Consider the following 20,304-nt stretch of genomic DNA (forward strand, 5'->3'; position numbering starts at 1 on the left):
TTTTCTATAATTTGGTTAAACATAACTACCTCAGCGCTGCTTATTAGCCTGACTTAGCCATTTCCTGTTCGAATGAGATCACAATAAATTCTGCTGGGTGAACAATCGCTACTTTTACCGACACTTTCATAAAACCGTTAAGAATATCGTCACTGGTCATCGTGGTGCCTAAACCACACTCAACCTGAAACGCATCCGACGCTTTTGAGCCTTGTAGACCACCTTCTTTCCAAATACTCATGAGGAAGCTACCGATTTCACTCTTAACAGCGCCCCACGTGTTGATGTCATTGGGAGCAAATACATAGGCACGAGCGGCCAACTTACATGATTGCTCTAAGAAGGTCATGGTGCGGCGAACCGACACATAACGCCAATCCTGAGAGTTACCATCAAGCGTACGCGCGCCCCAGACTAAAATTCCTTGACCATTGAAAAAGCGGATCGCGTTGACTGACTTACCCGACACTGCATCAACGTTCAAGCCAGCCTGCTGAGTATCATTCAAGCGAATAGGCAGTGATGATGCGCCAACAATACTGGTGTTCGCTGGTGCACCCCATACGCCTTTGACATTGTCATTGACGGTATAAACACCCGCCATGCCACCACTTGGAGGCAGCAAGTTAGCATCGGTCAGTACGTGATTAACGATTTGCACATAGGTTTGCGATGCGTTCAGTAGAGCAGCGTTAAGCTGTGAAGTGGTCATTGAGCCATCGTCCGCTTCAATCATAGAAATGATTTTTGAAGCGGTTGGATTTGGCGCGGATGGAGGATTCAGCAATGGCTCTAACTGCTTAACGTCACCGCCAAATAAGTTGGTGTAGTTAATCTCTGACGATTGCATGATAGTGGTGCCAATGAATGGGTAGTAAGCCACGCCATAGTTCAGGCTATTTGAACCCGTATTGTTCCTGAACGTTTCGATATCATTGGTGTAGGTAATTGGGTCGGGTGTGTTGCCGCCAATAACGTCAAACATACATACAGCGGTTTGCATTTCACCTGCCTGCAACAACATCTCCTGCATTAAAGTACCGTTGTCGGCAACCGATAATAACGTCGCTTCTGGGCAGATATAAATGGTTGGTTCCTGCTCGTATTGCAACAAATCTAAACCACTTTTTAAGTCACTAAGCTTAACATTAGGGTTTACAATTTGCGCGCCAACAGCACCTGGCTTACCTGATGATGGACCATAGGTCCCAACAGACACAATGTACGCATCACCACCGCCGTTTTGATAAAACAGGCGCACACTATTGTATAAATAATAAATACTGTTTGGGTCGGGCACTATTGAATAATAACTACCGGAGATCATCATATAATCACCAGAAGTTGGCTTTTCTTTTTGTTCTACCAAGTAATATTCAGGGCTATATTGCGAGGCTGGATCTGCCGGTGGTGGCGGACTCCCCTTCATATAAATAGACTGAAACTCAGCGAATGAAGTAATTTTTTGTGCCTTGTTGAAGTAAGACTTGCCCTGATACTCAGCTGTTGGCGTATAACCAATAAACGCAGGTACCGCTGTTGCAACGGGGACCACTGAGTTAGGGAAGGCATTGACTTCATCAATGTACACGCCGGGTGTTTTAATGTTGGAAGTTACCATAACATCGTTTGCCTTTTGTTCCTGTTTGACTAAATTTCGTTTTCCTTCGACCTATAGAGTGAAGTGAAAACCCTTTTTGTGTCGCTACAGTAAAGCTGTTGTATCTCACTGTATTGACTGGTTGTTTTACGGTATTTCACATGCCATTTTCTAAGCAAACCCCATTGTGTGGGTTAACCCCAATCAGACATTACTGGTCCGAAGCTAGTGTTACTCAATGGCTAAGTAACCTAGAAATAAACATACATATGCGACTGAACACAAAGCGGGGATGAACTGTTTGAATTCAGCGGAGTACCAAGGTGAAGCTGATCGCTTCTTGGAGCAGGCAAGGCACTAATCACAGTGCGCTGTATATTGTGCTCACCTGTGCTATCTAATTGCTGCGTATCAACCAATTCAAAACGGGGGGCTGGAACTTGCTGTAGTGGCAAATTAAACTCCCCACTGTTACTCAACCAAGCTGCTTCACCCTCTTGCGTCTTATAAAAACTGGGGGTTGTAAACGACACTTCATTTTGCTTGTCGACTAGCTGAGGTTGGTATAAATGAGTCTGACCACGCTGGATGAGGTGATAAACCCACTGAGTTGCTCGCGCTGACAGCGTGATTTGATAGTGTTCAGTGACCATCAAATCACTAATATTGAAAACAATTTTTGCGATGGCTCGGTCAACAAATACTCCCTGAGTTGCCTTATCAAGGGTATCAACTTGTAACACACTCGCCCCCTCGGACACTGGCATACTGTTGGCCGTGTTGAACTGAAGTAGCCCTTTCCAGTCCATCGGCAAATCAGTAAAGGTTACAAAATCATCTAAAGGTTGTAGCAGCAAAAATTCTAATGTCTGAATGTTTTGAGTGTGGCTTAGGTAGCGCAGGAAATCCGCTTTAGCGGTGTTTTGATAACCATATAGACGCCAAGTAGTACCGTCCTTGTGAAGTGACATTTGGTAGCGGTTTAGCCAAAACTGAGTTGTTGATGTCGCTTGTAACTGAGCATTAATCCACTTTTTGTCTGCAAAGTAGCCATGTTCAAGAAGCAAGCTAAACAAGGTAAACATCAGATAGATGCCTCACTGTCTACATCGGTAATCGCACCCACACTGCCCATTACTTGAAGTGATTGCACCGCGACATGGCGTATTTTATATATAATTGAAGGCTGGTATTTGGCCCCTAATGCACTCCATAGATTGTGAGTTTGAGTATAAGGCGAGTTTTCAATTTCAAACTGTAACTGAAACAAATCTGGTGGCATATTGGGGAAATCTTTTTTCGTTAATGTCGGGTAGGCCTGAAAGAATGCCACTGATGCGCTCAGAAATTTAAGCGCCTCATTGTATGAATCGAAATGTGCCGTCAGTAATATGTCCAGATTAAAGCGTGTAGTCGGTTGTAGCTGCTGAACTTGCGTGGTTTGTACTGTTCTTTGGCCACCATAAAACTGCTTATTTGTCTCATGCTCTAGATTGATTAAGGTGATGACCAATTTATTTTGATTCGCAAGTGGCGGCGTACCATTTGATTCAACCAAATGATTCATGATGACAATGTCGCTATCGAGAGCAAATTTAGTTCTTAATGCTTGGTTAAGTTGTTGCTCGACAAAACGTAAGGCTAGATCAATCACAGCATCCTTCCACCATAAATTAGCCATCCATGTTGTTAGGTACGAATAAACAGCGTAAAAAAGTAAAAATAGTGTAACCACATTGATAAATAAAACAATTACACTTCATTACACGCTTTATGCAATTTTTCATAAGCTATTGATTAAATATAGAAAACCCCACCATATATACGTGTAAAATAATGATTTTTTAGTGTTCTCATAAAAATCCACCTCAATATTGATACTTTTTTGCTGCTTTGAGCCCCTCACCATTAAATGCAATAATTGCAACAATAAAATAGAGGTAGTAAGTTTTGAATAAGCCATATGCTTAATAGGAAAAGCTTAAATGTATGTGTAAGTACCCGCTAACGCGGCTTGGCTGTGACCAATCTTGATACAATTACGTCCCATAAAGTCGGGATCTGGGGCGGTATAACCTCAAAGCGTAAAAATGCGGTATTGAAGGTGTAATATAATCTTAATGATATGATTTATAAGCTAATATTTTTTCATCGATACAAACTGGATGATTTGGTCAATGAATGGTCGATTTCATCACCAGCAACAAAATTGGTACTATCGGTGATCCGCTGTGAGTCTACCCCCACTGCTCCTACGCGTCTTCAATATGCTCTTTGGTATGCTTATCAGATGCCAATTAACGCGCAAACTCATTGAGCAATTCGATTAGAAACGGGATGTCTGAATGCGTTACTTCACGTATCTTTAAAGTCATAAACGCCACAGAAAAAAGTGGCAGAATTCCTGCCACATTAATCATTTACTGATAAAAGACTTACATGTTACCAAGTTCAATCATCATTGCGGTATACATGCGTAAATTGAGCTCTAACTGTTCGACGGTTATGTATTCATGTTCCGAGTGACCGGTATATTTTTTACCCGGCATAGATGGGCCGAAACTGACCGCATTGTCGAATAGCTTGGCGTTAGTCCCACCACCTATCGATACAAACCCAGCATCGGTATCATTGGTATAATACTTAAAAATATCCAATAGCTTTTGCGCGTGTGGCGCACTGTCCAGTAGCATTGGTTCGCCTAATTCAATTTCAACTTTGTCCAACTGTACTTGTTGAGAGTGCTGCCAGTTGTCGATGGCTTGACGAATTTGCTGCTCTAACAATTGGGCCTGTTTACCCACTGGTCGACGGGCATTAACGGATAATACAATGTGATCTCCCTGACGCGCTAATACCGTTGGCGCAACGGTCATTGGGCCCATAAACTCATGACTATAAGCAATCTCTCCAAAATTTTTGCCATACAAATCAGTGCCTATCAGTTGGTTAATAAAGCTAATAGCCTGACCGTCTGCGTTTAATTCAAGGGTCACGCCACTAAATAGTTCAGCAAGATATGCGATAGCATTCACACCCGCCTCAGGCTCAGATGAATGAGCTGACACGCCTTTCACACTCACTTTCACGCCCTGCGGCATCTGTGTAAAAGACACTTTCACCTGACTCAAAGAGTTAGCCTTAGCCTGCAATTGTGCCATCAGTTCCGCCGATGCATTATGTACTGTCACGCTGGCATCTTCTGGGATCTGACTTTTAAACGCGCCGCCACTTAAATTACTGACGTACACTCCCGTACCAGGTGATTCACCCGTAAATGTCGGTTCAATTAAGCTCCAACCTTTTTCAGCAACAACAACTGGGTAACTTGCATCTATGGTGATGGCATATTTGGGCTGCTCATAGCTTTTCATAAAGGCTTTGAGCGGCTCCCAATCTGATTCCTCAGCAAGATAGATCATCAACTCGATACGATTGTTCAGCTCTATTCCTTGATCTTTGATAGCTTTCATCGCGTAAAGCGCAGTTGCAATCGGCCCCTTATCATCTTCCGTTCCCCGTGCGATGAGCTTGCCAGGCTCAGTGGTTGAATCTAAATGAAAAGGACTTTGTTGCCATTTTGTAGGGTCCGCAGGTTGTACATCTCCATGGGTCACCACTGTGACTTTTTGCGCTTGGGTGCCCAAACCAATCAGTACCGTGTGGCCCTTGTCCTGATAATCCAGACCCAGTTGCGCCGCTTTCATTTTAAGTAGCTGCTTAAAACCAATAAAATCTGGGTTCTGTGGGGTGGCTAGCCCTTCTTTATTCACTGTGGGGAAAGACACCAAATTAGCAAGGGTATGGATCTGTGCCTGCTGGTAATTAGCGACCGCATAGTCGGCCGTTTTCACGCTGATACTTTCGATATTCGCTTGAGCACTAAAGGCTAGCATTGCCGCTGCCACGCATACGAAACGGTTCATGTTAATTTCCTTGATTCTGTATAAACAACAAAGGGGGCTTGTGCCCCCTAACGTAAGTCGGATGAGCACTTTAATTAAGCTTGCTTTTGCTGCTCAATCCAGCGCTTAACATCTTCTTCAACCAAGGCTAAAGGACGCGCGCCCTTGAGCAAGATCAGATCATGAAACGCTTTGATATCAAACTTATCACCGAGCGCGTTTTTAGCCATAGTGCGCAACTCAACCAGCTTCAACATTCCCAGTTTATAGCCAAGCGCTTGCCCCGGCCATGCGATATAACGGTCGATAGCCGCTGTTACATCACTCATAGCAGTACCCGTAGCTTGGGCAAAATATTCAATCGCCTGCTGGCGCGTCCATTTTTTATGGTGTAACCCAGTATCAACGACCAAACGTGCTGCGCGGTATACTTCTGCTTGTAAACGACCTAAATCACCGAATGGGTCATTTTCGTACATGCCCATTTCATAGGCGACTAATTCTGAGTAAAGTGCCCAGCCTTCGATATAACCATTAAATGATGCATTTTGACGCATCAAACCAATATCTGTTTGTAATAGGTTTAAAGCAATCTGAAAATGGTGCCCTGGTACAGCCTCATGATAAGTCAATGTTTTCATAGCAAAGCTAGGCACGGCTTTCATATCTTTCAAATTAATTGCAAAGATCCCAGGGCGGCTGCCATCTAACGATGGGCCATTATAATAGCCACCAGGTGCACCAGCTTCGACAGCTTTTGGAATACGTTTAACTTCCACTTTTTGCGGCGGCAGCGTTGAAAAAAGCTGAGGTGCTTTTTTGTTGATGGTTTCAATTTCACCACGCAAGAAAGTCAGTAGTTTTTCGCGTCCCTCGTCACTGTCTTCATATAAGAAGCGAGATTCTTCATTAAGCTGCTTCATTCGGTCGCCAACAGTTCCTTCACTATAACCATTGGCTGTTAGGATCTCATCCATCCGTTTAGTGATGCGCTCGACCTCTTGCAAACCAATATTGTGAATTTGTTCAGCTGTCATATCTGAATCAGCCAAATAAGTAATGGCATGTTGATAATATGCTTCACCATTTGGCTGGGCCCAAATACCTACTTTATCAGGCGCTTTACTCTCTAACGCTTGCATATCTTTGGTCACATTAGCAAAAGCAGGGTAAATTTTGCTTTGTACAATATTTGTTGCTTCTTCCACCATAGATTGCTTGGTTTCTTTTGGCAGCTCGCCTACCGAATCCAGCTTTTCAGCGAATGATGTCACCAGTGGATGCTCCGCAGGCGCGGGGGCAGTAAAGTTGTTTAAATAACCCAGTGTGTTAGCAAACAACGGTTTAGGTAAAATAACCCCTTTTTTCGCATCAACAAGCGCTTTTGAGCGCACTTGCTCGGTCATATTTGCGAATGCTTCTAATCTTACCAAATAGTCTTTTGCGTCTTGTTCTGATTCAACACCGTGCTGATCTTTAAGAATATTTGGGATATCTACCAACGGGCCCGACAACTGATTGATAATATAAGGCAAGTGACCGCCCCAAGTATCAATATAGCCTGCTGAAAACTACTATGACCGGCGTAATACCTTGCCAGTACTTCGTTCACTTTCACATGCAACATTTCGTCTTCGTTAAGCGGCAGAGTCTGTAACTGCTTTAACTGCTCGGCAGCCTTGTTCATATCAATTTGCAGCGCTTGCATACCTGCTAACGAATAGTTAGGTAATCTAGCGGCATATTCACCGTATTGTTCTGGTGATAATTTCAGTGACGTTGCCAATGCGGGCTGGTGAGTGATAAACGTTTGCGTGTATTGTTCAACAACTTCATCGACCGCATCGGTACTCGAAGTGTTGGTTACTTCAGCTGTAGTTTGCGCTGTAGATGAACCTGAACTAGTTTGAGTGCTCTCTGATGAGCACCCTGCAAGGGCAAAAAGTACGGCTAAGCTGACTAAGCTTGCTTTTTTCATGAAAAACTCCATTGGTAACGTGAAGAGGCAACCCATTTAGTGTAATAGGTATCTAGTTTTTTTGTTCTTATTGTTATTAGAAACTCAATAACATTTTTTGCGTACAATATACAGTGTAATACGTTGAACAACAGACAATTAAGTATCCATACTGATTTCATCAAGTAACAGCTATCTAGTATAAACAATGTGTTTTCTAGTTATTTTTAGTTTCGCTACTCTGGCAATTCAACAACATATAACGCATCTGCCTTGGCCGATAAGATTAATAACAACTTATCATTAACCAGTTCCACCATTGAAGAAACACTGTGTATGGTTAAGCCCTATAAGTAGGTCGAAAAAAATCATAATTTGATTGATTAGCGTTCGTAACTCGTGTAAATTTTTTACATCATGTTTGGAACTCAATAACATAATATCTAAGGAAGAATTATTTTGAATAAGTGTTGCCCAAAATCTTATTCAGTATTGGAACCTAGCGCTCAAGACTATGTCAGTGACCTGATTAATCCTGAAGACTCCCAATTATCAGAGATAAGAAAAAGATCAAAAGAAAAGAATCTTCCAGATATATCAATAAGCCAGTTTGACGCAAGACATCTTGAGATCATTTCAAGAATAGCGAACCCTGGAAAAGTTGTAGAGGTTGGAACTCTCGCAGGTTATAGCACTATTGCACTTTCAAGAGGACTGAAAAAGGGCGGCAAATTATTTACTTTTGAGAATAACCCTGAACACATCATAGAAGCTAAAAACACATTCTCTAAGTATTTGGTTGAAGACAAAATTCAGCTAATCCAAGGAAATGCGCAAGATACGTTAAGTCAAATCGAAAGGTTTGGTAAGTTTGATTTGATGTTCATTGACGCTGATAAAACTTCATATTGTTTTTATTTGCATTGGGCAACTAAATTTATTCGAAAAGGTGGGTTATTAATTGCCGATAACGTATTTAGGTATATTCACAATAGACCCTTCGCTAAAGAAGTCCATCAATTCAATATTGAATTGAGTCAATCCCCAGACTGGTATGGCACTTACCTCCCCGTTGAGGATGGCCTTGCTGTATTTATTAGAGTTTAAATAGGTAAAATGTAAATGAATATCAAAAAAATAACTATTTCAATATTCGCAATTGCCGCTTTGGTACTTTCTTTACTCTACGTTACCGATAATAGTACTTCTATAGAAAACGAGCTTATAACAGTTAGAGTTGGCTCAATGCCAATAGCCCACTGCGCAATTTTATCTGAATCAGATATATTCAAGAAACATGGTTTAAATATCGTTCTGTCAAGTTCCAAAGGCGGAGCATTACTTTCAACAGCACTTTTACAAGGTGGGCTTGATATAACCTTTAGTAATACAGTAACTCCGATTTTAGCGTTTCAAAATGGTCACTCTATGATTTCCTTAGGCCCCGCTACTATAGAGTCAACAGATCATATTGAGCACAGTTTGTTAGTATCTCAAGAAAGTAACATCGTTACACCGAAAGATCTTGAAGGAAAGACGATTGCGATTAACACATTAAATAATATTGATCATCTAATGCTAATAAACTTCCTCCAAGAGCATAATGTTGATAAGGAATTAGTATCATTTATTGAAGTTCCATTTCCGTTTATGGCAAATAGTGTACAAAACGGTAGCGCAGATGTAATTGCAGTAGTAGAACCTTTTCTTACAAAGTCAATACAGTCTGGGATGAAATCTGTTGGAAATTATTTTGTTAGTGATGCTGTAGACAGAACAGTTGTAAGCTCGTTTTATTCAACTCAGACATGGCTTGATAAAAACCCCGAAACAGCAAAAAAGTTTAAGCAAGCACTTGCTGAAATAGTTGAAAAATACAAGTCAGATGAAGGTTACGCTAAAGCTCTAGTAGCAGAATATACAAAAATGGATATGTTAACTTTAGATAGCATGACTATGCCATCTTATATCGATAATATAACTCCTTCCGATATGCAATATTTGATCGATATGAGCACCAAACACGGCTTTATAAAAGAGCAAAATCAGAAAGAACTATCAAGATTAAATAGCTTAATTGAGTGACGTTTATGCTAAAAGAAATAGAGTTTAAAAAGATAAATAAAGAATTCTATACGGCGAATAACAACAACCAACCTGTTCAAGCTATTAGAAACCTATCACTTTCTATACCTTTTGGTAAAACGATTGCACTTGTTGGAAAGAGTGGTGTCGGCAAGTCTACTTTGTTAGAAATGTTAGCTGGTCTTGAACTCCCAACGGAAGGGCAAATCAAGTTTTTGCTGAACAATGGAAAATTTAAAGCGCACTCGGATCAAAAAAGACAAACATTAATAAAGCTTGTCACTATGGTTTTCCAGAATTACGATTCGTCTTTGTTTCCTTGGCAGTCAATTAGAGAAACAATTCGTTTTGCGATGTCTGTGAAAGGGAAGTTTTGTGAAGATCGCTACAAACAGTTGCTAGAGTTGTGCGATTTAAACATTGAAAAAGAAAATTGCTTTCCTCACGAGTTATCAGGTGGGCAAAAACAAAGGCTAGCTTTAGCTAGAGCAATAGCGACTAAACCTGAGCTACTTGTTATGGATGAACCTTGTGGCTCAGTAGATCAGCTAACTAAAGAGCATTTGAACAATACTTTTATTAAAATAAAAAATGCTAATGAAGTGGGTTCAATATTCTTTAGTACTCATGATATTACTGAAGCTGTTTATTTAGCTGATATTGTTCTGGTAATGAAGAAATGTGAAGAAAATATAGTAGAAATTAAAACGTTTTATATCGACAGAGATTCTGATAATAGATTTGATAGAGAAGCACCTTATATTACCAAATATGTTAAAAAAATAAGAACAGAGTTGGAATAGCTATCGTTTATTTGGAGGGGTAAATGCAAGACATTAAAAGCAATTTTTTTTACAAATTTATTAGTGCTCTTATAACGACTGTAGTTATTGGTGTACTTATAATCTACCCTCTAGAGTCGCAGGTAGATCCAAGCTTGGGAAAAACATATAAAGACTTGTTTTTAAATATCCGCTTTTCCGAGGTGATTACTAATCTTCTTTCTACGTTAGGCAAATTTTTTATAGGCTATACAATTGCATTAAGCGTTGGTCTTGGTTTCGGTTTACTTCTTGGGGTATCCAAGAGACTTGAAATGGCAACTAGTAGCATTATTAATGTTATGAGACCAATTCCCTCCATTGCAGTTATTCCTCTATCTGCTATGTTTTTTCAATATGGTTCAGTCGAAATGACTATATTTGTAGTATTTTATGGTGCTTTTTGGCCTGTTTTGATGCAAGTGCATCAAGGGGTAAAAGATATAAATCCGATTCTAATAAAATCAGGAAAAAGTATAACTAAAATAAATAGTACAAAAACAAATGACTATAGCTATAGAGAGAACCTCATAAATAATATCCAGTACATTAGAAATATTGTTTTTAATGCAACTCTACCTGCTCTTTTCGTTGGTGCAAGAATTGCTATTGGTGTAACGTTATTGCTTGTTGTGACTTGTGAAATGCTTGCTAGTGTTACCTCAGATGATCTACTTGCAGGTGGGCTAGGATTTTTAATGAATCAGTCACTTCAAAGTGGATTAAATTATCCAATGCTGATTTCTATTATTGTCACGATAGGCATCACTGGATTTGTATTAGACTGGATATTTTCTTTTTTTGAAAAAAGACTTATACCGTGGCACTCAGGTCGTAGAAAGGTCAGTGACTCTTATGACATCCTTTAAAATAATTACTCCTACAGTAGAGCCTCTAGGTGATATCCCTTTTCATTGTAACAGAGATGATATAATACGTACTGTATTCTTAGATACGAACAAGTTTAAAGAGTCCAAACTTAGTATTGCTATACATAATGTGAATATAGAAAGTGAATGCGTGAATAGTCCACAACAGTATACTGAATTGCATACACATGAAACAGATGAAATTAACATCCTCCTCCCAGATGAAGGGCACGAGTTAGTTTACCGTATGCAAATAGATGATGAAATTAAACAATGTGCAGGACCTTGTTCTATATACATACCCGCAGGAGTTCCTCACAAGGCTGAGGTCGTTCAAGGTAAAGGACGATTTTTATGCATTAAATTAACAGGGTAAAGCTCTGTATTTTACTAACAAGTGTAAGCACAAATGGAATAATTAATTTGGCATTTCGGAGTCAATCTATCATAGTACCTTTGATTAAAAGTCGAAGTTAACTAATTGAGAGTTAGCTTAAGTTCGTACTATCTTGCTATTTATGTCAGAGCGAATTCCATCATTTAATCTTAAGCAAATTCTTTGATTGGCTAATTTATATAAGTTAGTACGTTAGTGTATTTATGAATTCTAGCGGTGTAAAAAATTATTGATTTAATGCGGCTATGAGTTAATTGATATAAAATTCAAACAACTATGTAAACACAGTTTCTAAAAAGCTGATTGAAAATACAGCAAGGGGCATAAGAAGCGAATACAAAACGCTTGGCGACTACACTAGCAAGTGGACACTCGGCTGGTAATTCATATTTATATAAAAAGGAAGCCATATATGCCATTGCTCCCTTTTATTTCCACTTAAATCAACTGCAAAAGTAGCAGCCGCACATCCATTTAACAGCCGCTCGTTGCTAATAAAACTAGTTTACTTTGACCCCTAGGTCTTTAAGGCCCAGACTCGCTGAGATAACCGTGCCCTCTTGCTGCAAGGCCGCAAGTACTTGCGCCAAATTTTCTTGCTCTGAAGTCACCACATAAAATGACTTGTAAGCTTGCTTTAGAGTTAACCCATGGGCTTTTGCCACGGCATCAGCATCAGCAAAGTCGGCAAGCTGAATCAGTACTTCACCTGTCGCTTGGTAGGCATTCAAACCGTTATCACCAATGATCACTTGACCTTTTTTAACGGAATGAACCTCATTTAGATCACTCGTTTGAGTCATGCTAGACAGTGGTAGTTGACTAATGTCTTTTAAGGTTTGCTGCTGAAGCTCATCAATTGATACCGGGAAATTTGCAAATACAGCACTTGAAGTTGTCAGCGCTGCTAGCACTAATAGTTTTTTCATTTTGTTACTCCTTAGTGACCGTAAATACGTAGTGACCAATCTTTCAATACACCATCTACCGCATTGTTAGTGCCGTTGGTGGTAAACAGACCAATGTTCGGGTTATAGATCAAAGTGCGGCTTGATCCCTTATCGGTATCGATCACTTTGATTGTCCAGTTCCCCTGAGACTTTTCACCGTAGAAATGGTGGCTCAACATCACGGTATCCGTGTAACCCCCATCTGTTCCGTCCAAGAATCCGGTTCGTGCACTCATCACCACGCTACGTGTACCCGATGGCGAAGTCAGTTCAATGGCAACATCACGAAGACGTTCATGATCTAGGTTTAATTTAAGCTGTACAGCTTCGATGGTTAGATTTTTCTCAACCACCATAGTACTTTGCGCGCCCGCTAAATCAGCATCAGGGATGGTGACATTAGCCGTTTGCTTTTGCCAATCTGTGATTTGAAGTTCCGGTAAAGATACGCCTGTAAACAACGCTTTATATACAGCATCGTCAATATTTACAGCACCAAGACCATAAAAGTTATGGAAATTGTAACCTGCGGCATTCGTCTGCCAGCCAGGTACAGCATCATACGTCACGATGTCTCCACTTGCTGACTCAAAATCAAGGGTGACACCCTTGTGTTCAGGGTCCACTTTACGCGCTGTTGTTGCTAAAAGGTGACGAACGGTTCTAGCATCAAGCCCTGGGTTTGCCGACATCACGGTCGCCACTGCACCTGCAACGTTTGGTCCCGCTGATGAGGTGCCGTTCATTACACCCGTAAAGTCGCAGTTGGGGTCTAACTGTGTACCACCATGCAAACTGTTTTTATGTGTACCAGTCACATTCATACCTTGCTCACAGCCAGTTAAATCAACCGTGACCATGGCAGGTTTATCCTGACCATATTCTCCGCCCGGTGCTGACAAGAAGATATTCGACCCAACCGATGAGTAAGAAGCCAACTCACCGTCTGCATTAAGTGATGAAACTACGAGATTCCAAAACGTGGTGTTATCCAAAGCAATGTTTGCATTATGAAATGGTAATCCTTTGTTATTGAGGAACTGATTGTTCTCATACGGAATAACGTAAAACTGAATGCCCTGAATGTAAGTGGTATAATACCCAAATGAGTTACCCGCTGATTTTACATAAGTTGCACCACGTCCCCAATGGCTGTCTAATGAAATATCTTTCATGACTTCTTCAATCAAAGCGTACTCTGGCTCTGCACTCAGGTCACCATTAAGTGGAGAAGACGGAGTACTGCCATAGCTTTGGTTAAATACGCGCGGATCAGTAAAGCGGTCTAGTACTCTAAAGTCTTCACTTAGACCATGAGAAACCATCCAAGAAGCTAGTGATTGCTCACTCAAGAAGTTAAAACCGATTAGATTGGCATAAGGGGCAACACCTCGACCACCTAAATTGTTTCCTTCCTCTGCGGCAATAAGACCCGCTACCGACGTGCCATGACCATGAGTGTCTACCGGGTAATCACTTCCATCAATTAAGTTTCGTGAACCTGGAACGACATTGTTTCGCAAGTCTGGGTGTGAGATTTCCACCCCAGTATCGATCACCGATACGGTTATACCGCGACCTTTGATCCCCATGCGATCGGCAAAGTCTAAATTTAGGTCTTCACCCGCTTTACCTGCCGACAAAGAGAAGCCCGTTTGACCTGTATTCTGTAAATGCCACTGCTGATAAGTCAGTGGATCTCTTTTGACAAGGTCTTGCTCAGGAGACGTATTCGCATACGCTGTGCCTATAGCCGCGGTGACGGCTAGAGCCAAAAAATTCTTATGATAATTCATTGTGTCCTCTACATGATACCCAAAAAGGGAACTCAACATAACACTATGATAACGAGCAGGCAACAAAAAAAGACATCGCTGTCAATTTGCCAGTTAACAAACCATTTAACTTACAACCACATAAGCTATAAAAAATTACAAAAAGGATTTATTTTTACCCCATCCGAATCCATAAAAAATACGATAATTGCATGATCTGATCATTTGGTTTTGTGAGGTAAGCGTGTAAAATGTGATGACTGATAAGAGAGACACTATGAATCGCAAAAAAAAGATTTACGAAACGCTAAAAAAGAAAGACAAACGAGCCAACGCTAAACTGCATAAAAGCAATAAGCCTCGCTATATTTCAAAGGCGCAACGAGCTGCTGCCGAAGAGCAAGCAGCTAGTCAGGACATGCAAGCAACGAGTGACGAACAGGAGTAACGCTTTTTTGTGGCTCAATACGTTGTAAAAACTTCACCCTGAGGGATATGTTGAGATCCCTCAAGTAACTCCTCAGAAGATTCCTCAAGAGATTTCTCAAGGCTTACTAGTTACCCACTAAGGCATTAAGTTCATTCAACATATCGTCACTAAACATATGATTTTTCATTAGGCTTTTAAGCTTTTGATCACCATGGTTATAGAGCGAAAGAATTTGCTGCGCCACGCGTCGATTTAGTTCAGGCTGTTTACTTTTAGATTGATAATACTGCAACATCAAGCCTTCAGCGGCCATACTGCGTAAATACTCGTTCTGTTCTCTTTCAACAATTGAAACAAAACTATCTGCGACCCGTGCATCTGTAAGCGGTGTATTAGCGATCACTTCTAACGCTTGCACTTTTAACTTCTCATCATTACTTTGTTGAGCGATTTTTAGTATTGCATCTACGGCCTCGTAATTGTAATCACCCATTTGGGTTTTATTGAGCACATACATATTCATTTGTAATTGCCCCATTGCAGAGAGCCTCTCCAATGCAGGTAAACTGATATCCAACACTTTTGCATTCAACTCTCTGTTTATTTGCTGCGCATAATCAGGGTCTGTTTTTAGTTTTATTTCATAGTCTTGGGGTAAGCTTTCATAGAAAGCGTAGGCTGGGTCTTTACTGCGCATTTCTTCTCGTTCACGTGCTTGCTGTTGTTCAATTACGCTCAGCACAGCCCGTTCAAATTGCTCTCCTGCCATGGCATACTCAGCGTTACCATTGTGGCCTTCCAACTCCCGTATTCGTAGTTCTAAGGCTGAGAGTTGTGCATGCAAACGATTAATGACCTGTGACTGTGATGACGCCTGATGAACATTGCTTTCACTGCTGCTCTGAGTATGGCGTGCAATGTATTCATCTGGCTCAGACGAAAGATTAAAAACCCCGTACAAAGAAACCGCTAGCGCTACCAAAGAAATAATTAAAGCCAGATTGGCCGTTCTAAACATACAAACTCCCGTTGTGTAAGGCGTATCACCGTATATAAACACCAGCAGAGAGTCTATACAGCATAGTGCTTATTGCCAATAAGTACTCGCTTATTCTAGCGATATCTCGGTCTTGCTCCAACCCAAATAATGACGGTTTAAAGAATCTAGTCATATCGTTGACATGGTTTTGCAAGCAATCGATCACACCCACCGCCTAAGATATTTGCCTTCACGCAAGGATGCTCACCGTTATCAGGATGACAGGTTTATTTTAGGAATTAACATGAACAAAATCAGCTGCATACTCATAGCTCTTTTACCTACACTAACATTCGCACAGAGCGAAGTGCACTATGAGCAGTGTAAAACTAGCTTTAATTATTTAGGAGCGGACTACCAAGGGACGACCAATAAAAACAACGATGGTAGCCAATGGTGTTATCTAAAAAATGCTCAAGAAGGAGCATATTGGGCCAATGTGAAAGTCGAGACCATTCCTCAATTTACTACCAAAAGCGGTAAAGCTTGCCGTGCGCCATCAAGTTATCAAGGAGAACAGTTTTACGGCTGTAGTTCTCGAAATCACACTATGCCATGGTGTTATACCAGCGAAAGCGAGTGGGAAGAATGTAACCTCGTTGAGCCTTCTGAGATCTTAAGCCATACCCACCCTCAAATGAGCAAACGTATAGACCGAGTCGCTCTGGGCTCTTGCTTTAAAACTAAAGGGGATATGCCTGAGGCTTTAGCGCGTCTTATCACTCAAAAACCCGATCTGTTTTTATGGCTTGGCGATAACATCTATGCTGATACAACAGACATGAGCAGCATGCGAAGAAAATACAACGAGAAAAAGCAAAACGCTGACTATCATGCTTTTTTAGAAGCCCAAATACCAGTTATGGCAACATGGGATGATCATGATTTTGGTAGAAACAATGATGGCAAACATTATCCAGAACGCGAGAACGCGCAAAAAGAGTATTTACGTCATTTTGACGTGCCTCAAGACGACCCAAGGCTCAATGGCCAAGCAGGAATCTATGAAGCTAAAATGCTGGGCAGTGCTAAAGAACAAACACACGTTATTACATTAGACGCTCGTTACTTCCGTTCCCCGACTTTTAATAACTATGGTAAGTGCGAGGGTGAACAAAGTACCATGCTTGGCGAGCAACAATGGCAATGGCTTGAACAAGAGTTAGCAAAACCCTCTGAAATCAAATTGATAGCCAGTGGTATACAAGTGCTTCCGCCACTGTACCAAGGCCGCAGTATGTCAAGTTACTGTGCTTATGGAAATGGTCAACAGTTTAAAACCGCAATCGAATCGCTGGGTGAAACAGCGATGTCTGGCACCAGTTATGAATCTTGGGCAGAAATGCCTAGCGAGCGTGAACGTTTACTGCGCATGGTGCAAAAATCCATTAACGATGGCAAAACTAAGGCGGTCATCTTTCTATCGGGTGATCAACACTGGGGGGAGCTACTGCAAAAGGACATTCCATCCAGCAACGAATTTGGTAAACAAGCGACTGTGTATGAGATCACCGCTTCTGGCTTTGGCCAAAATTGGCCATATCACATAGAAAACCCCCTCAGGCTACCCATCTATGCAGATACAAAAGGCGATGGTAATTACACCCAACAGTGTAAGCTACCGTTTAGTTATGCAGGCACCACCTATCAAGGGTGTACAACCAAAGACAACGAACAGCCGTGGTGCTACACCCAAGTAGATGAAAATGGCAAAGGCATTGAGGGAGAATGGGGTAATTGTGCGCCAAGCGGTGCCAAAATCCCAACCGGCTACGTGGGTACAGTAAGCGCCGACATTGCAAACCTTACTACCAGCAACCGCCATTTAATCAATAAATCAGGTAGCAATTACGGTATGTTAGACATCGACTGGCAAAATCGTACCATCAAAATGTCGATTCAAACGGCTGACGAAGAAGCCATATCAACAGTCATTACATTCTAATTGTCTATGGCAGTCAGGCTGAGTCTCACTGCATGGATAAAACAGCGGGCTGCGGTAAAATCTCCATTTTAGTCGCGCCGCGCTTGCTGTCACTATTTTAAGGGCGATGATTTTGGCCTAAGTGTTTCAAAAATCTGTGTGTCCACCCAATACACATCGGTATCATGCTCACTCACCTTTCTATTAAAGAAAAGGTATTTCCCATCAGGTGACACAACGCCTCCAGTATCGGGGCCGGTGGTGTTTATCTCGCTTCCTAAGTTGATACCCGCTCCCCATGATCCATCTTGTTGTTGGAAGCTAATATATAGATCGGAATCTCCATACCCGTCTTCTCGCTCGCTGTCCCAAATAATGTAACTTTCATCCGCAGCGATAAATGGGTGCGCGGTCCACTTTCCAGTATTGATTTTTTTGTGAAATGCTTTAGGTGCTTCGCGAGTACCATCTATCAATCGGGAATAGCGAATGGTGCCAATCTCTGTACGTTCATCAAACACATAGGTACCATTGGTGGATGCGCTCAGCACCATAATTTGGATCGCCTCAAACATCGGACCAAGACTTTTTAACTCTGACCAACCATCATCGGTACGCTCTCTATATTTGTTACCAGAATGCATCACCTTACCATCAGGCGAAATCGTTCCTCCCAACGGAGGGGACAACTTTGATACTTTCCAGCCATTATGCTCTGATGTAATAACAAATTTTGATGCTTTATTCTCACTCAATCGAGTGAAATAATATGCCTTCATATCGGGCGTGAAGTGCCCTGTCCAATCTTTGTGCTCTGACGAGACCAAGTTAGGGGCAAACACTTCGGGGGTTAAACCTGGCGGCTTTTGCCCCAAGTAAGGGCTACTAGACTTAGATAATGTTTCCTGACTAAAACTGTTGCTGCTGAAAGCGAGTACACTAATCATTAAAAAAGCGACACAACATTTGCGATTCATAATTTATCCTTTGTTCTCGATGTTTAACACAGCCCGTAATGTAACCAACTGAGAACAACAACACCTGACGTATAGATGACTTCTAGATGATTTTATTCTGAAATTTGTTGGAGCCACTTAGTCAACAACGCCAGCTTGTTATCCTTGATGTTAAAAATGTCGGATTTATTCAATAATCCTTAGAATTCCTTCGGTAAGCTTTTGTCCAGTACTTAATCAAGGAGCATTATCATGACCTCACGTATCAACTATTTTCAAATCGCCCCTAAAGCAATGGACATTTTACTTAATCAAGAGCAATATTTATCAACTCAGTTCAGCACCAGCACAACGCTAAGTGTGACCTTGTGGGAGTTGCTAAAACTGCGAGTATCACAAATCAATCAATGTGCGTTTTGTATTGATATGCATAGTAAAGTCGCACTTGAACGAGGTGAAACTCCGGCGCGTATTTTAGGGTTAAATGCTTGGCGTGGATTGCCACTTTATACAAAAATTGAACGTAGTGCATTAGCTTGGGCTGAGCTAGTCGTCAGTAATGAGCCTATCAATCAGCACGATTATGAACAGGCGCTCAATGAATTGTCGGAACGAGGGCTGGTTGATGTAACGCTGGCTGTCAACGCAATCAATAGTTGGAATCGCATATCAAAAGCGTTCACCCCTTCCATTGATACAATAAACGAGTAGTTGAACATGGAGAGCAATCGGTGAGTGTGGTGTTGAGTTTCGATATTTACAAACCAAAATATCGTATAGCTGATTATGTTCAAGCGATATGGTGTGCAAAAACCAATGATACCAACCGTTGTGTTGTGGAGCGTTGCTTAAATGGTGATGGCTGTATGGGGATCCTATTTAACCTCAGCAAATCATTACATTTGGACAATCAAGTTCTGCCAACAGGTATACTGGTTCAACCTATCAGCACTCAGACCCACACTATTGGTATCCCTGCGGGCAGTACGGTGGTCGGTATACGTTTTCAACCCGGTGTCAGTGCGAGTCTACTGGGCACAAACTCATGCCAATCAGAACTGATTTCTCCTGTTACTAGCCCCCATCAGATACTTTTTCAGATTTACGCGCGTTTATCTGATGGACAAGGAAATTGGGCGAACATTGCCCTAGTTTATAGGTGGCTATGCCAGCACCTTACGCAACCAACACCACTGCCTATAACGCTAAAAAAGGCGATTGATGCACTGCAATCGACGCTTCCTAAGCAACAGCACAACCAAATATTTAATCAAAGACAAATAGAGCGGCAATTTAAAACTTGGCTTGGTATCACTCCGAAGCACTTTCACCGGATCATTCGTGTGCGCCACACTCTCGACGCTTTAAAACACCATAACCATGTATCACTCGCAGCGATAGCTCAACAGCTAGGGTATAGTGATCAAGCACACATGACGAGAGAACTAAAACGTATTGCCCATATCACCCCTAAAAAATATCAATATGTAGTGAACAACCAAAAGTAACCTACTGTGTGTTGCCTAAAATTTTACAGCCGATACTGAGCGGCTATACTCTATTCATTCAGGTATGAAATACAATAAGTTATAAAGG

General features: G+C 41.4%; 16 protein-coding genes and 1 pseudogene. 8 read left to right on the top strand and 9 right to left on the bottom strand.

Annotated elements, in window-relative coordinates; all coding sequences use genetic code 11:
* Nucleotides 1-43 precede the first annotated feature (43 nt).
* The 5 genes and pseudogenes from C2M32_RS19875 to C2M32_RS19900 all read right to left on the bottom strand — a co-directional run bounded on the left by C2M32_RS19875 (nucleotide 44) and on the right by C2M32_RS19900 (nucleotide 7,483).
* A complete protein-coding gene (locus tag C2M32_RS19875; RefSeq protein WP_105170032.1) occupies nucleotides 44-1,621 on the bottom strand; it encodes a phage tail sheath family protein in 1,578 nt (525 codons plus the stop codon).
* Between the two features lie 230 nt (nucleotides 1,622-1,851).
* Entirely contained in the window at nucleotides 1,852-2,685 is an 834-nt protein-coding gene (locus C2M32_RS19880) for a hypothetical protein (RefSeq protein ID WP_105170033.1), read from the bottom strand.
* A complete protein-coding gene (locus tag C2M32_RS19885) occupies nucleotides 2,685-3,254 on the bottom strand; it encodes a Pvc16 family protein (protein WP_158678292.1) in 570 nt (189 codons plus the stop codon). Before C2M32_RS19885 ends, C2M32_RS19880 begins: the two co-directional genes overlap by 1 nt.
* Before the next feature lie 781 nt (nucleotides 3,255-4,035).
* A complete protein-coding gene (locus C2M32_RS19895) occupies nucleotides 4,036-5,526 on the bottom strand; it encodes a dipeptidase (protein WP_105170036.1) in 1,491 nt (496 codons plus the stop codon).
* Between the two features lie 74 nt (nucleotides 5,527-5,600).
* Nucleotides 5,601-7,483: pseudogene (locus tag C2M32_RS19900) on the bottom strand (DUF885 domain-containing protein).
* A gap of 438 nt (nucleotides 7,484-7,921) precedes the next feature.
* Here C2M32_RS19900 and C2M32_RS19905 point away from each other — a divergent pair.
* Genes C2M32_RS19905 through C2M32_RS19920 form a run of 4 tightly spaced genes read left to right on the top strand, consistent with a single transcriptional unit; the run spans nucleotide 7,922 to nucleotide 11,237 of the window.
* A complete protein-coding gene (locus tag C2M32_RS19905; RefSeq protein WP_158678293.1) occupies nucleotides 7,922-8,569 on the top strand; it encodes an O-methyltransferase in 648 nt (215 codons plus the stop codon).
* Between the two features lie 15 nt (nucleotides 8,570-8,584).
* Nucleotides 8,585-9,547, top strand: a complete 963-nt coding sequence (locus C2M32_RS19910; protein WP_105170038.1) for an ABC transporter substrate-binding protein — start codon at nucleotides 8,585-8,587, stop codon at nucleotides 9,545-9,547.
* Nucleotides 9,548-9,552: 5 nt separating this feature from the next.
* Nucleotides 9,553-10,350 carry an ABC transporter ATP-binding protein gene (locus tag C2M32_RS19915; RefSeq protein WP_105170039.1) on the top strand — a complete coding sequence of 266 codons (798 nt, stop codon included), beginning with the start codon at nucleotides 9,553-9,555 and terminating at the stop codon, nucleotides 10,348-10,350.
* A 23-nt stretch (nucleotides 10,351-10,373) separates the two neighbouring features.
* A complete protein-coding gene (locus C2M32_RS19920; RefSeq protein ID WP_105170040.1) occupies nucleotides 10,374-11,237 on the top strand; it encodes an ABC transporter permease in 864 nt (287 codons plus the stop codon).
* Between the two features lie 897 nt (nucleotides 11,238-12,134).
* Here C2M32_RS19920 and C2M32_RS19930 read toward each other — a convergent pair.
* The gene (locus C2M32_RS19930) at nucleotides 12,135-12,563 is read right to left on the bottom strand and encodes a hypothetical protein (protein WP_105170042.1); all 429 of its coding nucleotides are present in this window, start codon (nucleotides 12,561-12,563) and stop codon (nucleotides 12,135-12,137) included.
* Between the two features lie 11 nt (nucleotides 12,564-12,574).
* A complete protein-coding gene (locus C2M32_RS19935) occupies nucleotides 12,575-14,380 on the bottom strand; it encodes a S8 family serine peptidase (protein WP_105170043.1) in 1,806 nt (601 codons plus the stop codon).
* A gap of 256 nt (nucleotides 14,381-14,636) precedes the next feature.
* On the opposite strand from C2M32_RS19935, the gene C2M32_RS19940 reads away from it, so the two are divergent.
* Entirely contained in the window at nucleotides 14,637-14,807 is a 171-nt protein-coding gene (locus C2M32_RS19940) for a DUF2986 domain-containing protein (protein WP_105170044.1), read from the top strand.
* Nucleotides 14,808-14,913: 106 nt separating this feature from the next.
* Here the strand turns inward: C2M32_RS19940 and C2M32_RS19945 are convergent, their stop codons facing one another.
* On the bottom strand, nucleotides 14,914-15,807 hold the full coding sequence (locus C2M32_RS19945; protein ID WP_105170045.1) for a hypothetical protein: 894 nt from the start codon (nucleotides 15,805-15,807) through the stop codon (nucleotides 14,914-14,916).
* Between the two features lie 265 nt (nucleotides 15,808-16,072).
* Between C2M32_RS19945 and C2M32_RS19950 the strand changes: the two genes are divergently transcribed.
* Nucleotides 16,073-17,773, top strand: a complete 1,701-nt coding sequence (locus tag C2M32_RS19950; protein WP_105170046.1) for an alkaline phosphatase D family protein — start codon at nucleotides 16,073-16,075, stop codon at nucleotides 17,771-17,773.
* Between the two features lie 92 nt (nucleotides 17,774-17,865).
* Here the strand turns inward: C2M32_RS19950 and C2M32_RS19955 are convergent, their stop codons facing one another.
* Nucleotides 17,866-18,729 (bottom strand): PD40 domain-containing protein, encoded by an 864-nt coding sequence (locus C2M32_RS19955; RefSeq protein WP_105170047.1) that lies wholly within the window; start codon nucleotides 18,727-18,729, stop codon nucleotides 17,866-17,868.
* Between the two features lie 231 nt (nucleotides 18,730-18,960).
* Between C2M32_RS19955 and C2M32_RS19960 the strand changes: the two genes are divergently transcribed.
* A complete protein-coding gene (locus C2M32_RS19960) occupies nucleotides 18,961-19,419 on the top strand; it encodes a carboxymuconolactone decarboxylase family protein (RefSeq protein WP_105170048.1) in 459 nt (152 codons plus the stop codon).
* Nucleotides 19,420-19,439: 20 nt separating this feature from the next.
* Nucleotides 19,440-20,216, top strand: coding sequence for a helix-turn-helix domain-containing protein (locus tag C2M32_RS19965; protein WP_105170049.1), 777 nt, complete (start codon nucleotides 19,440-19,442; stop codon nucleotides 20,214-20,216).
* Nucleotides 20,217-20,304: the final 88 nt, after the last annotated feature.

This window comes from Pseudoalteromonas sp. T1lg23B (assembly GCF_002964665.1).
Lineage (GTDB): Bacteria > Pseudomonadota > Gammaproteobacteria > Enterobacterales > Alteromonadaceae > Pseudoalteromonas.

Bases quoted from the DNA above. Each gene is read 5' to 3' on its own strand.
- C2M32_RS19935 (WP_105170043.1), bottom strand. From the start codon at position 14,380: ATGAATTATCATAAGAATTTTTTGGCTCTAGCCGTCACCGCGGCTATA.
- C2M32_RS19955 (WP_105170047.1), bottom strand. From the start codon at position 18,729: ATGAATCGCAAATGTTGTGTCGCTTTTTTAATGATTAGTGTACTCGCT.
- C2M32_RS19940 (WP_105170044.1), top strand. From the start codon at position 14,637: ATGAATCGCAAAAAAAAGATTTACGAAACGCTAAAAAAGAAAGACAAA.
- C2M32_RS19915 (WP_105170039.1), top strand. From the start codon at position 9,553: ATGCTAAAAGAAATAGAGTTTAAAAAGATAAATAAAGAATTCTATACG.
- C2M32_RS19950 (WP_105170046.1), top strand. From the start codon at position 16,073: ATGAACAAAATCAGCTGCATACTCATAGCTCTTTTACCTACACTAACA.
- C2M32_RS19945 (WP_105170045.1), bottom strand. From the start codon at position 15,807: ATGTTTAGAACGGCCAATCTGGCTTTAATTATTTCTTTGGTAGCGCTA.
- C2M32_RS19875 (WP_105170032.1), bottom strand. From the start codon at position 1,621: ATGGTAACTTCCAACATTAAAACACCCGGCGTGTACATTGATGAAGTC.
- C2M32_RS19920 (WP_105170040.1), top strand. From the start codon at position 10,374: ATGCAAGACATTAAAAGCAATTTTTTTTACAAATTTATTAGTGCTCTT.
- C2M32_RS19930 (WP_105170042.1), bottom strand. From the start codon at position 12,563: ATGAAAAAACTATTAGTGCTAGCAGCGCTGACAACTTCAAGTGCTGTA.
- C2M32_RS19880 (WP_105170033.1), bottom strand. From the start codon at position 2,685: ATGTTTACCTTGTTTAGCTTGCTTCTTGAACATGGCTACTTTGCAGAC.
- C2M32_RS19960 (WP_105170048.1), top strand. From the start codon at position 18,961: ATGACCTCACGTATCAACTATTTTCAAATCGCCCCTAAAGCAATGGAC.
- C2M32_RS19910 (WP_105170038.1), top strand. From the start codon at position 8,585: ATGAATATCAAAAAAATAACTATTTCAATATTCGCAATTGCCGCTTTG.
- C2M32_RS19895 (WP_105170036.1), bottom strand. From the start codon at position 5,526: ATGAACCGTTTCGTATGCGTGGCAGCGGCAATGCTAGCCTTTAGTGCT.